At 68.7% G+C, this 14170-nt stretch carries 16 protein-coding genes; 4 read left to right on the top strand and 12 right to left on the bottom strand.

Translation table 11 applies throughout. The annotated features are described in order from the left end of the window. Nucleotides 1-335 precede the first annotated feature (335 nt). On the top strand, nt 336-707 hold the full coding sequence (locus tag ACIBGM_RS43025; RefSeq protein WP_396388842.1) for a hypothetical protein: 372 nt from the start codon (nt 336-338) through the stop codon (nt 705-707). Nucleotides 708-922: 215 nt separating this feature from the next. On the opposite strand, the gene ACIBGM_RS43030 is transcribed toward ACIBGM_RS43025, so the two are convergent. Then, nucleotides 923-1879 (bottom strand): hypothetical protein, encoded by a 957-nt coding sequence (locus ACIBGM_RS43030; RefSeq protein ID WP_360524337.1) that lies wholly within the window; start codon nt 1877-1879, stop codon nt 923-925. A gap of 181 nt (nt 1880-2060) precedes the next feature. Here ACIBGM_RS43030 and ACIBGM_RS43035 point away from each other — a divergent pair, with 181 nt between their 5' ends. After that, nucleotides 2061-2351: a hypothetical protein gene (locus ACIBGM_RS43035; RefSeq protein WP_396388843.1), complete on the top strand. Its 291-nt coding sequence runs from the start codon at nt 2061-2063 to the stop codon at nt 2349-2351. Here the strand turns inward: ACIBGM_RS43035 and ACIBGM_RS43040 are convergent. Continuing rightward, nucleotides 2348-2896, bottom strand: a complete 549-nt coding sequence (locus ACIBGM_RS43040) for a carboxymuconolactone decarboxylase family protein (protein WP_396388844.1) — start codon at nt 2894-2896, stop codon at nt 2348-2350. The genes ACIBGM_RS43035 and ACIBGM_RS43040 overlap by 4 nt on opposite strands. Before the next feature lie 73 nt (nt 2897-2969). Here ACIBGM_RS43040 and ACIBGM_RS43045 point away from each other — a divergent pair, with 73 nt between their 5' ends. Continuing rightward, nucleotides 2970-3302 carry a helix-turn-helix domain-containing protein gene (locus ACIBGM_RS43045; RefSeq protein ID WP_360524328.1) on the top strand — a complete coding sequence of 111 codons (333 nt, stop codon included), beginning with the start codon at nt 2970-2972 and terminating at the stop codon, nt 3300-3302. A gap of 47 nt (nt 3303-3349) precedes the next feature. On the opposite strand, the gene ACIBGM_RS43050 is transcribed toward ACIBGM_RS43045, so the two are convergent. Genes ACIBGM_RS43050 through ACIBGM_RS43065 form a run of 4 tightly spaced genes read right to left on the bottom strand, consistent with a single transcriptional unit; the run spans nt 3350 to nt 7280 of the window. Continuing rightward, nucleotides 3350-4309: an NADPH:quinone reductase gene (locus ACIBGM_RS43050; protein WP_396388845.1), complete on the bottom strand. Its 960-nt coding sequence runs from the start codon at nt 4307-4309 to the stop codon at nt 3350-3352. Further along, nucleotides 4306-4776: a pyridoxamine 5'-phosphate oxidase family protein gene (locus tag ACIBGM_RS43055; RefSeq protein ID WP_396388846.1), complete on the bottom strand. Its 471-nt coding sequence runs from the start codon at nt 4774-4776 to the stop codon at nt 4306-4308. The genes ACIBGM_RS43050 and ACIBGM_RS43055 overlap by 4 nt, the downstream gene beginning before the upstream one ends. After that, the gene (locus ACIBGM_RS43060) at nt 4760-6145 is read right to left on the bottom strand and encodes an MFS transporter (protein WP_396388847.1); all 1386 of its coding nucleotides are present in this window, start codon (nt 6143-6145) and stop codon (nt 4760-4762) included. The genes ACIBGM_RS43055 and ACIBGM_RS43060 overlap by 17 nt, the downstream gene beginning before the upstream one ends. Before the next feature lie 13 nt (nt 6146-6158). Then, on the bottom strand, nt 6159-7280 hold the full coding sequence (locus ACIBGM_RS43065) for an FAD-dependent monooxygenase (RefSeq protein ID WP_360524316.1): 1122 nt from the start codon (nt 7278-7280) through the stop codon (nt 6159-6161). Between the two features lie 70 nt (nt 7281-7350). Here ACIBGM_RS43065 and ACIBGM_RS43070 point away from each other — a divergent pair, with 70 nt between their 5' ends. Next, entirely contained in the window at nt 7351-8118 is a 768-nt protein-coding gene (locus ACIBGM_RS43070) for an IclR family transcriptional regulator (protein WP_396388848.1), read from the top strand. On the opposite strand, the gene ACIBGM_RS43075 is transcribed toward ACIBGM_RS43070, so the two are convergent. The 6 genes from ACIBGM_RS43075 to ACIBGM_RS43100 form a co-directional block, all read right to left on the bottom strand. Then, complete coding sequence (locus ACIBGM_RS43075) at nt 8104-9309, bottom strand: epoxide hydrolase family protein (protein ID WP_396388849.1); 1206 nt, start codon at nt 9307-9309, stop codon at nt 8104-8106. The two genes, ACIBGM_RS43070 and ACIBGM_RS43075, sit on opposite strands and share 15 nt — an antisense overlap. Before the next feature lie 42 nt (nt 9310-9351). Then, the gene (locus ACIBGM_RS43080) at nt 9352-9495 is read right to left on the bottom strand and encodes a MarR family transcriptional regulator (RefSeq protein WP_360524313.1); all 144 of its coding nucleotides are present in this window, start codon (nt 9493-9495) and stop codon (nt 9352-9354) included. A 51-nt stretch (nt 9496-9546) separates the two neighbouring features. Next, nucleotides 9547-11283, bottom strand: a complete 1737-nt coding sequence (locus tag ACIBGM_RS43085) for an FHA domain-containing protein (RefSeq protein WP_396388850.1) — start codon at nt 11281-11283, stop codon at nt 9547-9549. Nucleotides 11284-11486: 203 nt separating this feature from the next. After that, on the bottom strand, nt 11487-12638 hold the full coding sequence (locus tag ACIBGM_RS43090) for a hypothetical protein (RefSeq protein ID WP_360524307.1): 1152 nt from the start codon (nt 12636-12638) through the stop codon (nt 11487-11489). Between the two features lie 205 nt (nt 12639-12843). Next, the gene (locus tag ACIBGM_RS43095; RefSeq protein WP_360524304.1) at nt 12844-13563 is read right to left on the bottom strand and encodes an SRPBCC domain-containing protein; all 720 of its coding nucleotides are present in this window, start codon (nt 13561-13563) and stop codon (nt 12844-12846) included. Beyond that, nucleotides 13560-14132, bottom strand: coding sequence for an ArsR/SmtB family transcription factor (locus ACIBGM_RS43100; RefSeq protein WP_396388851.1), 573 nt, complete (start codon nt 14130-14132; stop codon nt 13560-13562). Before ACIBGM_RS43100 ends, ACIBGM_RS43095 begins: the two co-directional genes overlap by 4 nt. Between the last annotated feature and the right edge of the window lie 38 nt (nt 14133-14170).

Raw genomic sequence — 14170 nt, forward strand, 5'->3', positions numbered from 1 at the left:
CGACCGCTGCCAACCCTTCATCTGGACCAAAACCGCCGACGACCTACTCGACCACTGCAAACCCGGTCAAAGAACATCGTTTACGCGAAACTAGGTCGTGCCGACGAGCGGCAGGTTGCTGTCGTGGCGCGTGATGTCAATGAGCTTTTGAAGGACGCGTCGGACGCATCGCTTTCGCGTGCGAGCAGGGAGCTGGCTGGGGTCTGGTGGACGGAAGAGGAGCGGGTGCGACTGGTTGCAAGGGCGTCGATTCCGGCTAGGCGTGGCACCCTCTGGACGTGGCCAGCCGAGGAGATCTAGCCCGAGTCGCTGTAGAGTCTCGGTCTCATAGTCCGGTGGGTGATGCTGTGATGACGTATGACGAACTACCCTCGATTCTGATGGGATGGTTCCCATCCTCAAAGGCGGCGCTCGACGAGGTGATTCGTGAGCGCGCAGATGAAGGCGCGGTCCTGGCCTTCGGAATTGTCTCGGAGTGTTTTTGGTGGGGTATCTTTGAGCCAGCGCTTCGCCTGCGGGACCTAGAGATGATTGAGCGGTGTCTGCGGCTGACGGAGCACCTCCTCGATGAAGGTGACACAGTGATTCACGACGCTGTGATTATAAGAGTCATCGAGTATCTCTTCGATCCGACCTGGTACGAAACCGTTCTTCAATACGCCGGCCCGGCAGTGCGAGGAATCTTAACTCGTCCCGACAACTCGTAAGCTGCTCGGGAATTGGTTACTCCTCGGAAGTTCTAGAGCAATCCGTCCTTACAGCGCCCTCGGCTCGCGCTTGCGTTGAGAGCGGATGGAGCGGTACGGAAGCCTGCGCGCCCAGCCGAACCCCAGGGACCCCCAGGGCTGCGCTCAATGACATCCGGGGACGTCGCGATGGCGGCGTCCCCGGATGGTTGGGTTTGTGTCAGTTGGCGGGTGGGTTACTCGCCGAATAGTTGGTCGTAGTGGGTGGTGAAGGCTACGTGGTTGATGCCGTTGAAGACGGCGGGGATCTTGCCGTAGGAGGTGATGGCGGTTGTCGAGCCGGTGGCGTGGCTGAAGGCGTACTGGTAGCCGGAATCGGTGTTGTGGTCGACGCCGACGACCAGGGTGCCGCCGCGGGTGCCGCAGCTGTGGGTGACCAGGGACTCGAAGGACGACCAGCCGGCGCTGCGGATCAGCTTGACGACCGGCTTCGCGGTCCCGGTGACCGGGATGCGGATCGTGTAGAGGGCGCCGGCGGTCGTGGTCATCAGCAGGGTGTCGTACGTCGCGGTCTCGCTGATCACGGTCATCGTCTTGAAGCCGCGGAAGCCGGCGAACGAGCCGAGTGACTTGAAGCCGCCGTTGACCTGCGCGTAGCGGTACAGGTTGCCGTTGGTGTTGAGGCCGTACAGGTACGCGTGCCGGGGCTGCGCGACGCTGTAGTTGGACGTGGCGATGGACTTGAAGCTGGTCCAGCCGCCGCCGATCCGCTTGTACGTCGGCCGCGGCAGACCCGTCTCGTACAGGTAGGTCGTGTGCCGGTACAGGGCGTCGCCCTGCAGGAACAGGCCGTAGAAGTAGACCTGGGTGCCGGTGGCGTTCTGCGCCAGGTACCAGGTCGCGTTGGCGCGGGTGCTGGTGAAGTTGAACGGCTCGTACGCCGCCGCACGCGGCGGCTTGGCGGCGGTGACGTCGACCGACTCCACGGTGTTGGCGCCGGTCGGCCAGCCGACCCAGCTGATGCAGGCGGCGGCCGCGGCCTGCACCGACAGGCGCTGCTTGGACTCGGCGGACTTCACCGTCCAGGACGGCTTCGGGTCTGCCTGCGTGCCGGCGATGGCCGGACCGGATGCGGCGGTCGCGGCGAGCATGCCCACGCCCGCCATGGCGAGCGCAAGGCGCTGCAGTTTCATCAAGGAGTCCCCCTCCAGGACAAGAGAAAGCTGCCTCGGGCTACCCGAGGCAGCAGGTCACTGTAGCCCGGCCAAGGGGCCTTTTGGTGACTTCTGCACGTACATGCAACAGTCCATCGAAACGGAGTCACGACACCGGCGCGTGAGCACTCTGAGTGCCGGATCGCCTACGTTCTCAGGGGTGATCGGATACACAGCGGACGGGTTGTTCGTGCTGGACGGGGCCAAGCAGCTGGTCTTCCGGGCGCACCGCGTGGGGCAGCGAGCCGGCGAGGGCGGCGCCTGGCTGACCGACCTCGATCACCCGGAGCGTGGCGAGACCTGGGTGACCACCAGCATCGCCGAGGGAGCGAGCTCGCTGCTGGTTCGGGTGGGCGGTTATGACTCGAGCGAGTTCGAGGGGAGCGTTGCGGTGCTGGTTAGCGTTTTTCGGGGCTCGGTGGAGACCGGGAACCCTGTGGTTTGGACCTAAGTGGTGGGGTACGGGGCTGTCCAGGGCTCGGGGGCTAGGTGTACGGCGTTGGCGATGTAGCTGATTGTGCGGTACCAGCCGGCCAGTACGACGATCTCGAGCAGTTGGGGCGTGGTGTAGTGGTCGGCGAGGGCGTTCCAGGCTGCGTCCGTCAGGTGGGCGGTGGTGTGGAGCTCGTCGATCGCGTCGAGCAGGGCGCGGTGGTGTGGCGGCCAGTCCGCGCTGCCGTTGATGGTTGCCTGGAGCATCGATGGGGTCAGGCCGACCTGGTCGGCGAACACTGTGGCGTGGACGGTCCACTCGTACTGGCAGTCGTTCAGGGCGCAGACGCGGGCGATGATGAGCTCGCGGTCGAGAGCCGGAAGCTCGCCGTGGGCCAGGAGACCGGCGCCCAGGACGCGCATTCGGGACGCGAGGTCGGGGTGGTGCTGGAGGAGGCGGAACAGGGCCAGCGGCTCGTGGGCGACGCCGGGTGGCATCCACTTGCGGAGGGCCTGTTCGACGTCCGGGGCGTACGGCGGGGTCAGCGGTTCGATGCGTGGCATGGTCACCTCAGGGAGTGCTTCTGTTTTCGAACCACTATGATGCTTCGAAAACAGAAGCACAAGGGAGGCGGCGATGGCTGAGACCCCACGCCCCGGCCGGCCGGTCCGGGGATCGACGACCGGGCGGCCGATCATGGCGGCGCTCGACCTGCTCGGGCAGCGGTGGACGTTGCGGGTGATCTGGGAGTTGCGGGAGGACGCGCTCGGGTTCCGCGAGCTCCAGCGTCGCTGTGGACAGATGTCGTCGAGTGTCCTGACCACCCGCCTCGCCACCCTGACGGAAGCCGAGCTCGTCACCCTCGACGACGACGGCTACTACCTGACCCCCCTCGGCCGCGACCTGATCAAGGCACTCGGCCCCCTCCAAAGCTGGGCCGACAACTGGCAGGAAGCCCTCGGCGCTTGAGCGGCTTCACGTCCAGGACCGCTGCCTCACGTCCACGACAGGCAGCTTTACGTCCCCGACACGTTGAGCAGGATCCGCCCCCGCACTCCGGACTCCATTTGACGGTGAGCATCGGCCGCCGCTGACAACGGCAACGCAGGGCGCGTCCGGGCCCGCAGGCGCTTCGCCGCCAGCTGACCGTTGATCAGCTTCGCCGCGTCCGCGAGGTCACCCGCCGACGCATTGCTGATCACGAAGCCGCGGATACTCGCGTCTCGCGTGTACAGCGCACCGATCGGCAGCACAGGCCGGGCCGCCATCCCGGCCAGCGCGATGATGCGTCCGCCCTGAGCCAGCAGGGGTACGGCGGCCTCAAGATCATGCCGGCCCGAGTTGTCGATCCAAACATCAACCGCGGACGCGGGCACCTCGGAGTGGTGGTCGAAGACCTGCTCGGCCCCGCAACTCTGGACCCAGTCGAAGTCATCCGGAGAACACGACGCAACGACCCGAGCGCCCGCGGCAGACGCCAACTGCACCAACGCACTCCCGACACCACCTCCGGCCCCCAGCACGAGCACCGTCTCGCCGGGCGCCAGCCCTCCAGTCCGGAACAGCGCCAGGTACGCCGTGGCCGCCGTATGCAGCACCGCCACCGCCTCGGCGGGCTCCACCCCCTCCGGCAACAGATACAACCGATCCCGCGGTACGACGGCAAACTCCGCAAACGACCCCTGTCGCCCGTCATGACCGAGGCTGTTGCACCACACCCGATCCCCAGGCGCGAACTCCGCCACCGACGACCGGACCACCGTCCCGACCAGATCCCGCCCGATCACGAACGGGAACGGCGTACTCGTCGCATAGGCACCTGCCCGGACGAACGTGTCGACATGGTTGACGGCCACGACGTCGACCCGGACGAGCACGTCGGTCGGACCCGGCGCCGGCACCGGCAGTTCGCCGTACTGGATGACGTCCGGCGAGCCGTACGACGTGATGAACGCGGCGCGCATGGTCTCCGTCACGACGACGCCTGCCGCACGGCGTCGTACCGGGCGATCCAGGCCTTCGTGAGCTCGGCCTCGTCGGCGCCGCCGAAGGTGTACGCGGGCGACAGGATCGGCAACGCCCGCTCGACCCGGATCAGCACCGCCTGGTTCGCCGGGTACCCAGGCCCGTTCACCGACAGCAGCCAGGCGTTCAGCTCCTCGTACGACGGCTCGCCCGGCGGCACGATCGTCGCGGTGCCCTTGAACCGGTAACCGCGGCGGCGGAACACGTCGATCGTGTTCACCTCGACCCGCGGATCGGCGGCCAGGTTGCGCATCGTGTTCGGTGAGGCGATGTCCATGAAGATCAGGTGCTCGTCGTCGTACACCCGCACCGACCCCTTCGGCGACAGGTTCGGCGAGCCGTCCGGGCAGACCGTCGCCACGAAGCTGAGCATCGCCTGCTCGACGATCATCCGCATGTCGTCAGTGATCACGGGCACGTGCTTCTCCTTCGAGTGAGAGCGGGCGGCCGGACAACGGCAGGCCCACCATGGAACCGGACAGCAGGTCGGCGTCCGCCTTCGCCGCCGGTGCGCCGAGGTCGACGTCCCGGGTCTCCGGCCCGACGTACGCGCCGAGTCCGATCAGCAGACCGCCGGCCGCGAGGAAGACCAGTGGCGTCAGTTCATAGGGCATCACGGTCGCCAGGCCCTCCTGGTAGAAGGCGTAGAACGCCGGCACGATCACGGCCGTGGTGTACCCGAGGCCGTAGCCGCTGGACCGGATCCCGGTGTGGAACCGCTCGATGATGTACGTCGTCACGACCGCGAACGTCGACACCACCACGACCACCAGCGCGACGGTCACCAGGCCGATCGCGACGGCGCCGGAAACCTTGCCCCGGGCAATCGACCAGAACAGCACCGGAGCGATCACCGTCGTGGTGGCACCCTGCAGCAGGAAGAACGGCCGGCGCCCGATCCGCTGCGCCAGCGATCCGGAAAGCAGGTACGTGACGATCAGTACGGCGTACGCGACGACCAGGATCAGCGTCACCGTGCCGACCGGCAGCCGCGTTCGCAGTACGCCGGGAAGCACCGCGCCGACCATGTTGAACGCCAGCCAGACCCCGGACATCAGCGTGAAGACCTGCAGGAACCCGCGTAGGTTCGGCCCCTGGAACAGGTCCCGGAGCGGGTGGTGCCCCTCGTTCTTCCGGTTCTTCCACACCGGCGACTCCTCCACGTTCCGGTGGTACCAGAGCGCCCACGCGAGCGCCAGCAGCCCACCGATCACGAACGGGATCCGCCAGCCCCACGTCACGTACGGCGTACCGAGTCCACCGGCCGGGATCAGTTTGAGCAGGACGACGGTGATCAGTGCGATCGAGCAGTACGCGGCCGGGAAACCGGTCATGATGATGGCGCCGTACAGGCCGCGTTTGCGGGCGGGCGCATGCTCGAGCGCCAGCGGCGCGGCCGCGGTGTACTGGCCGCCGAGGAAGATGCCGTCGGTGAAGCGCAGCAGAATCAGCGCGATGATCGCGAACAGCCCGGCCTGCTGGTAGCCCGGCAGCGCGGCGATCGCGAGGGTGGTCAGACCGAACCCGATCAACGACGTGAGCGTGGTGCGCTTGCGGCCGGACTTGTCGCTGAGCCGGCCGAAGACGAGTGCGCCGAGCGGGCGGCCGAGCAGCGTGGCCGCGAACACGACCGCGGTGAGGATCCGCTGGGCGCTGGTGGAGATGTCGTCGGGCGCGAAGTAGGCCGCGGCCGGGGCGAGCGCGACGATCGGCAGGTAGACGTCGAACATGTCGACGTACAGGCCGACTTGGGCGCCGACAAGAGGTTTGCGGCTCGATGTTTTCATGGGATGCCTCCGGTCAGACGCCGTACAGCCAGTCGGTGTGGGAGTGGTCGGAGCGATCGCGGGTGCGCAGCAGTTCGTTGCGCAGCAGCCGGGCGGTGCCGTCGACATGCCAGATCTCGCCCCAGGTCCGGGCCGTGCGCTGGATCCGCGCGGTGCGGGGCGCGCGGATCTTCTGAGTTGCCTCGAGTACGGCGGGCCAGTCGTCGTACTTCATGGCCTGGTCGGTGAGGACTCGCGCGTCCTCCAGCGCCTGGCAGGCGCCTTGTGCCAGGTACTGCAGCATCGGGTGCGCGGCGTCGCCGAACAGCCCGAGCCGGCCGCGCGACCAGGTTGCCGTCGGCAACCGATCGGTCATCGGCCAAAAGCGGTCCCGCCACAGCGACGCGAGGCCCGCGCGGACCGCGTCGCAGCAGCCCGCGAACGCTTCGTCCAGCGAAGCAGGTGTCTTGAAGACGGCGACCTGGTTGATCAGCTCGCCGCGGCGCAGCGGGTACTGCACCAGATGGCAGTCGGGGCCCAGCCAAGCGACCACGCTGTGCTGATCGACGGACTTTGGGGCCTCGTCGGCCGGCATCGTGCCCCGGTACGCGACGAATCCGGAGCCGATCTTCTCGTCACCGACGATCGCCTTCCGCAGCGCGGAGTCCACGCCGTCGAGCCCCAGGACGACGTCGCTGCCGAACGTGCTGCCGTCGGTACACACGGTCTCCGCGCGATCGGCGTCCAGTCGTACGTCGGCCACCTCGTGCGCGGTGTGGAGCTCGACGCCCGACTCCTTGCACGCGGTCAGCAGGACGTCGTGCAGGTCGCTGCGATGTACGACGACGTACGGCGCCTGGTACCGGCGACGGAACTCGTCGCCGAGGTCCAGACTGGTCAGCTCCCGGCCGTCCACGGCGTCCCGCAGGACCAACCGGTCCGGCAGGACGCCGCGGTCGACGATGTCGTCGAGCAGGCCCCAGTCCTGCAGCAGGCGGGTCGCGTTGGGCGCCAGCTGGAGCCCGGCCCCGACCTCGCCGAAATGGTCGGCGCGCTCGAGCAGCCGGACGCCGAAACCGTTGCGGGCCAGGCCGTTCGCGACGGCCAGGCCGCCGATACCACCACCGACGACCACTACTTCGGACTGGTTGTCCATCTCGTTGCCTCCCTGGTTCGGGTGACACGAATGTAGGAGCCTGTTCTGCAGAGCGGTATCGTTTTCTGCTATGAAGAACAAGCCGCCGTATCCACTTGCCTCCGTCGACAACGCGCTGCGGCTGATCCACATGCTCCGCGACGAGGGTGAGCTGCGCCTGAGCGATGCCGCCGACGAGCTCGGGGTCGGCCGGTCCACGGCGCACCGCCTGCTGTCGATGCTCGTCTACCGCGACTTCGCCGTACAGGACGAAGTGAACCGGACCTACCTGCCCGGGGCGGCGCTGTCGGCCGGGCCGCTCAACGGGCAGACGCGGAACCAGGAGCTGCGGCGACTGCTGATGCCACACCTGGAGCGGCTCTGTCATCAGGTCGACGAGTCGGTGAACCTGATGGTGCGAGTCGGGACCCACACGCGCTTCCTGGCGACCGTGGAGACAGGCCAGATGCTGCGTGTCGGCGATCGGCAGGGGACGGTGCTGCCGGCGCACGAGTCGTCCGGCGGGAAGGCGCTGCTCGCGGAGTTGCCCGACGACTACCTTGCCGAGCTGTACCTGTACGGGCCCGAGCCGGTGCTGTCCGAGGAGGACTTCGGCCGCCTGACGCGTGACGTCGCGCAGACCCGACGGACCGGGTATGCGCTCAACCTCGAGGTCACGGAGGCCGGGATCTGCGCGATCGGCCGGGTGGTCCGGGACGCGGACGGCGTGGCGATCGCGGCGATCACGATCAGCGCGCCGACGGTCCGGTTCCCGGCCGACCGGATCGAGTCGCTGGCCAAGGCGCTGGCCGAGACCACGGCTCGCGCAGGCCGGGACCTGCCGTCAGGACTTGGCTGAGCGGAAGGTACGACGGAGGTCGTCGACCCACTCGGTGGGGACCTCCCACGGGATGAAGTGGCCGCCGTTCGGATGGGCGGTGAGATTGATGTGGTTGTACCAAGGAGCCCGGTCGCTCGCGAGGAAATGCTGGACGCGTTCCTCGGGGGTGGTGACTCCGGGCGGGTCCTCGTAGCCGACGAAGGTGATACCGGTCGGGGCCTCGACGATCGGCGTACGGTCGTGGGACGGGGTCCACGGGTAGCGGTTGTTGTTGGCGTAGGTGCGGATCGAGGTGTCGATCGCGTTGCCGGCCCAGTAGATCGTGGCGTGGGTGAGCAGGTCGTCCTTGCTGAACGGCTCGCCCTCCGACCACTTCGACCAGCGCTCGAGCAGCCAGGCGAGCATGCCGGCCGGTGAGTCGGCCAGGCCGAAGCCGAGCGTGCTCGGGTCGAGAACGTGCGTCGCCAGGTGGGAGGCGAACTTCCGGTCCAGCTCGACGATGCGCGCGTGGACCTCGGGCGGCAGGTTCGGCGGGATCGGGTGCCCGCCGCTGAAGTCCCAGGCCCGGTCGCCGTTGAAGAACTCCAGTTTCAGGCCCGAACCGATGTGGATCCCGTGGAGCTCGTCGGCGTACTTGTGCCCGAGCTGTCCGGTGACGAGGGCGCCGACGTCACAGCCGCCGGCGGCGTACCGGTCGTAGCCGAGGACTTCGGTCATCAGTTCGTGCCAGACGTCGGCGATCTTCCAGAAGTTCATGTCCGGCTGCCCGGTGAGCGGGGTGGAGAACCCGAACCCCGGCAGCGACGGCACGATCACGTCGAACGCGTCGGCCGGATCGCCGCCGTACGACGCGGGGTCGGCGAGCGGATCGATCACCTTAGACCAGTGCCAGAACGTCCACGGCCAGCCGTGACTCAGGATCAGCGGAGTCGGATCCGGGCCGACACCGGCCTTGCGCATGAAGTGCACCGGGACGCCGGAGACGTCGACGCGGTACTGCTCGTACGCGTTCATCGCCCGCTCCGCCGCGCGCCAGTCGTACCCGTCGGCCCAGTGCTCCACGAGCGCTTGCAGGTCGGTACGACGTACGCCGTAGAAGCCGTCCTCGTTGCCCACGTCGAGCGGCCACTTGGTCGCGCGCAGCCGGCCGCGCAGGTCGTCGAGCACCTCGTCGGGCACGTGGATCGGGGTCTGTTCCAGGTTCTTCATGGTTGCCTCAGGCATCCTGATTGGCGATCTCGGTCAAGCGGGTCAGGACCTGCATCGAGCCCGCGAGCACAGCCCGTCCTGCTCGAGCTTCCCGACCAGGCTGGTCAGCGCGGGCTGCTTGAGCTGCTCGGTCTTCAGAAGATCCGTCAGCCGCAGCGGCCCGCTCCTCGCCAGCGTGTATATCAATTTTCGATGCAATCTGAGAGCTGGGGGTAGGGCAGTGGGTGGGTTGCCGGCTCAGTTGCTGAGGGCGAGGCCGGGGACGGCGATGGCGGGGTTGCCGGAGCGGAGGGTCAGTGTGGCAACGGTCTCGCCTTCAGGGAGGTGGCCCGTGAAGGTGATCGTGCCGCGCTCGACGGCGCCGGGGGCGACCGAGTCCGTCCACTGGCTGCGGGAGCCGTCGGCCTTCAAGGAGTTCCCGTCCGCGCCGGTGAAGGCGGCCTGTCCGTCGAGCGGGAGCCTCAGCGGCTGATCGCTCCCGTTGCTGACGGAAACCTTGACCCGGGTGAAGTGGCTTGTGTACGTGACGTTCTCGACCGTGACGGTGACGCCGGCGCCGGTCCGGGCGACCGGTTTGATCAAGCGGTCCTCGCCCGACTCCTTGCCGGTCACGTACGCGGCGGCGTACTCGACCCCTGCGGTCAGCGCGAACCCGCCGATGCCGACGGCAACCAGTACGGCGCCGATCGCGACCAGCACGGGTACGTCGAGCCGGCCGGAGCGCGGGCGGTCCTCGGAGGCGATCGCGTCGAGCAAGGCGACGACCATGGCCGCAACCAGTGCGATCGTGGGTGGGACCAGCCAGCGCAGGCTGCCGCCGGCGCCGTCGGCGAAGAACGTCGCGACCACGTTGATGATCAGACCGAGCCCGAGCACGGCGGCCGCGACCAGGAGCGTCCGGCCGAGCCGCACGCGGCCGACTGCCGAATCCTCAGTCGCTGCTGCCGGGCCACGCCGTACCGGCTGCTCCGGCTGGCGGGGTGTGGGGGTCGGTGCCGGCTGCTGCTGGTCGAAAGCCGAATCCGGCCATCCGGACGACTCGGACCAGTTGTCCGGCCCACCCTCAGGCCGCACCAACGCCGGCCGCTTCCCCTCCGACCAAGGCGACCGCGCCGGCTCCGGGTTGTCCGCCGAAGGATAAGCCGCCCAGGCCGCATCACCACCCGGCCCGCTCGCCTCAACATCCACCCAACCCACCGGGGCCTCATCCACCCACTCGTCCCGCGGGCCGGCCTCCCCGGCCAAGTCATCCCAAAACGCCGGCCCCGCACCGCCCGAGCCGTCGTACGACGGGCTGTTGCCAACAGCACCAGCCGACCGCGCCGACGGGTCCACCACCCCGCCCTGCGGCGGGGTGCTCGGGTTGGCGCCGCCCTGCCCGGTCTGGGCGGGAGGAGCCTGGGGCGAGGACGCCGGGGCGTCGCCCGCAGCCAGGCCACCGGCGGGCGCGGGGGTGGTGGCGTCCGGCCGGGGCGTGGTGGTCGGAGCTGGCGAGCTGCCGTCCGCGGCCGGCGCGGTTTGAGCTGGGGGAGCTGCCGGTGGCGCACTTGGTGCGACCGCGATGGGCGGCACCGGCGACACGCCCGCGGTTGGTGGCACTGCCGGTGCCGGAGTCGGTGCGGATGCCGGTGCCGGAGTCGGTGTGGAGGTCGGTGACGGGGGCGGGGTGGCGGCGGGGCGGGGGGCGGGTTCGTGGAAGGTCAGGACCGAGCGGCCGATGTGGATTCGGTCGTTGTTGGTGAGTGCGGTGGGGGCGCCCAGGCGGCGGCCGTTGAGAGCGGTGCCGTTGCGGGACTCGTCGACCAGCGTCCACGTGGTGCCGGAGCGGTCCAGGCGCGCGTGGATGCGGGAGATCTGGTCGTCCGACGGCAGCCGGATATCGGCATTCGAACCGCGGCCGATGGTGATCGTGTCGCCATCGGCCGGCAGCGTCCACCGCTGCGAACCGAGCGACAGCGCGAATTCGGTTTCCACTAACACCCCACCCGGCAGCCAACCCGTCTGCGCGATTGTGCCTGCCCGACCCGCACCAGGTCCAGACCGCCCCGCCCGCATGAGTCTCGTCACACCTGGATCAGCCCGAACTCACGCTGAACTCACGCCGAACTCACGGCAAAGGTCACGCGCAGGTCACGCCGGTACGGCGGCCCCGCGAGGCCGCCGTACCGAAGCGTCTGTCAGTTGAGCACCATCCGCGGCTCGCCGTTGACCAGCCCGGTGCCGGAGATCGTGCAGGTGCCGCCGCGGTTCTGGTTGTAGGCCTGGCGGACGCAGGAGCGGGTCGCCAGTTGGGCCCAGTAGTTGGGGTGGAGGGATTCCTGGAGGTAGTAGTTGGAGCCGACCGTCGTGACGGTGCGGATCTGGTTGATCCACTCGGTCTTGTCGACGGCGGTCGCCTGGGTCCACGAGTTCAGGCCGACCTCCTCGTACAGTCCGACCGTCTTCTCGCACAGCCGCCGCCCGTTGAACGCCGACTGCAGTTCGAGCAGTCGGGTGTTGCTCAACCCCGACTGGCTGATCGCCGCACGGACCGTGCCGTTGATGGTGACGAGGGCGGTGCTGTTCGCCCAGTCCGCGTCCGCGTTCCAGAAGCCGCAGCCGCCCACGCTCTGCCGCGTGTAGCCGCTCTGCACGTACCGGAACCCGCTCCCGGCCGGAATCGGCGACGGGTACGTCTGCACGAGCAACGTCCACCCGTTGTCGGCGTACCCGGCATTCCGCATCGCGGTCCGGACGTTCTGGAACGCGCCGGCGATCCGACCGCGTACGGCGGTCACGTTGGCAGACGTGAAGTTCGCGACCACCGAGGAGTCGTCCTTGCAGTAGTCCGGGTTCCAGGACGGCGACAGCAGGAAGTCCGTCACGCACTGGGTCACGATCGACGCGAAGTTGAAGTCGTTGCCGCCGATCGACACGACCACCTGCTTCACGTTGTGGGTCGCGGCGAACTGCTGGAGCATTTTCGCCTGGCCGAGGCGCCCGGCACCGTTGTCGTAGAAGTCGAGCCCTGGTTTGAAGTAGTCGCCGGTGCTGGTGGTCGTGCGGGCGCCGGAGCACGCGAGGTTCAGCCCGCCGACCCCGCCGCCGATGTACGCCTCGGCCGACCGGCTGCGGTGGCAGCGGGGGATCACCTCGGCGGTGCCGCTCGCGTTGTCGTGGTACGCGTGCGTGCCGAGGGCATCCGCGGGTGCTTCGGAGTTGTTCGAGCTGCCGGCCCAGCGGCCGGCCTCACCCGAGATGTACGAGTCGCCGACGGTCACGACGTACGGCGTGCCGGACCCGGGGCCGTCGGCCTGCGCGGGGGTTGCGACCAGGCCAAGGCCGGCCATGGAGAGCACGAGAACTGCGGGCACCGAAAAAGAGCGGGGCGGAATCTTCACCGGAGGGCCTCTCTCGCCGGAGGTCGGTGACCGCCCGGACCCCCGTGCCGGCCACCGTGGCGAGAATGTACTCCCGGGTAACCCCGAAAAGAAGACCGAGAGTGCTGGCACCTTTGCGCACTGTCACGGCGGTGTCAGCACTCTCGCGCGATCGTCACCCACCCAGGTCGAGCGGCACCGGGTAGCGCTCCTCCCACCACGCCTTCCAGCGGGCGTCGAGCGCGTCGCGGTCCACGTCGCCGTACAAGCTGAGGACCGCCATCGATGCGCCGTCCGGCTTCGCCGAGCCGGGCGGGATGTGGCTGAGGACCAGCAACCCGTTGCCCCAACCGTCGACGGTCAGGCCGACCTGGTGCTCGGAGGTGAACCACACCTGCCCCTTGGCCTGCTCGCCGACCAGGTCCAGCTCGTACGGCGTGCCGCCCGGCTGCACGTCGATCCCCAGCTCAGCGATCGGCGACCGAGCGCCGGCGCCGGAGTAGAACAGCGTCCGCCGCGGCTCGCCCGGGTGGCTCTCGACCGCGAACCGCAGCTGGTTCAGGAAGGTGATCCAGCCCTCGGTGACGTCGTCGTAGTACGCCTCCCACTCGGGGTTGTCGCCGTGCGCCGCCCTGGTCAGGGTGATCCGCGACCCGCCCTCCACCGGCTCGACCACGAACTCGTCGCCGCTGCCGAGCGTCAGGACCGCATTCGCCGGGTCGGCCGTTTCCTGGGTGAAGTAGATCAGGTCGATCTCCTCCTCGAGCCCGCCCTGGGGCCCCTCGTACTCCCAGCCGTGCCAGTGCCGGATCTTCTCCTTGTCCCGCAGCGCGTCCCACACCGCCTCGACCGGCGCGGCCACGGTCACGACGATCCGGGGTCGTTCCTCACTCATGCCTTCTCTCCTTCGGTACGACGGGACGCCGGATGGCCGCCCGCGATCAGCCGGTACGGGCGACCGCCCTCGCTGTCGAACTCCTCGACCGTCCGCCGGATCGCCTCGGTCAGCGCGTCGGTGAAACGGTGCACGTCGCCGGGCGCCGCGAACCGCACCTCGGTCTCGAGCGTGAACGTCAGCAGTCGCTTGCCCTCGGCATCGGCCGCGCTCTGCATCCGGGCCACGTCCCGCACGGCGCCGGCGGCGACTTCCACCAGGTGCTCGGCGGCGTACTGGTCCTGGATGGTGCTGAACGCGCGGCCCATCACCCCCGGGTCGACGACCAGGGTCGCGGACGCCCGCAGGATCCGCTCCGTGAACCCGCGCCGCCGGCGCTCCTCGACGAGCTCGACCAGGCCGGCCTTCTCCAGCTCCCGCAGGTGGTAGTTGACCCGCTGCCGGGGCAGGTCGAGCGCGGCCGCGAGCTGGGTCGCCGACGACGGCTCGCGGAGCAGGTCGAGCAGCTGCCGCCGGATCGGCGACAACGCCAACCGGACCTTCTCCGGCTCCTCCACATATCCCAGCACGCCTCCAGATTCCACTTGACAGGAAAATTTGTCAATGG

Origin of the sequence: Kribbella sp. NPDC050470, from assembly GCF_044458365.1 — a bacterium.
Taxonomy (GTDB): Bacteria; Actinomycetota; Actinomycetes; order Propionibacteriales; family Kribbellaceae; genus Kribbella.

What these genes read in the sequence shown, in the direction of transcription:
- ACIBGM_RS43030 (WP_360524337.1), bottom strand. Translation starts at nt 1,879, where the DNA reads ATGAAACTGCAGCGCCTTGCGCTCGCCATGGCGGGCGTGGGCATGCTC.
- ACIBGM_RS43040 (WP_396388844.1), bottom strand. Translation starts at nt 2,896, where the DNA reads ATGCCACGCATCGAACCGCTGACCCCGCCGTACGCCCCGGACGTCGAA.
- ACIBGM_RS43045 (WP_360524328.1), top strand. Translation starts at nt 2,970, where the DNA reads ATGGCTGAGACCCCACGCCCCGGCCGGCCGGTCCGGGGATCGACGACC.
- ACIBGM_RS43060 (WP_396388847.1), bottom strand. Translation starts at nt 6,145, where the DNA reads ATGAAAACATCGAGCCGCAAACCTCTTGTCGGCGCCCAAGTCGGCCTG.
- ACIBGM_RS43065 (WP_360524316.1), bottom strand. Translation starts at nt 7,280, where the DNA reads ATGGACAACCAGTCCGAAGTAGTGGTCGTCGGTGGTGGTATCGGCGGC.
- ACIBGM_RS43070 (WP_396388848.1), top strand. Translation starts at nt 7,351, where the DNA reads ATGAAGAACAAGCCGCCGTATCCACTTGCCTCCGTCGACAACGCGCTG.
- ACIBGM_RS43075 (WP_396388849.1), bottom strand. Translation starts at nt 9,309, where the DNA reads ATGAAGAACCTGGAACAGACCCCGATCCACGTGCCCGACGAGGTGCTC.
- ACIBGM_RS43090 (WP_360524307.1), bottom strand. Translation starts at nt 12,638, where the DNA reads ATGGCCGGCCTTGGCCTGGTCGCAACCCCCGCGCAGGCCGACGGCCCC.
- ACIBGM_RS43095 (WP_360524304.1), bottom strand. Translation starts at nt 13,563, where the DNA reads ATGAGTGAGGAACGACCCCGGATCGTCGTGACCGTGGCCGCGCCGGTC.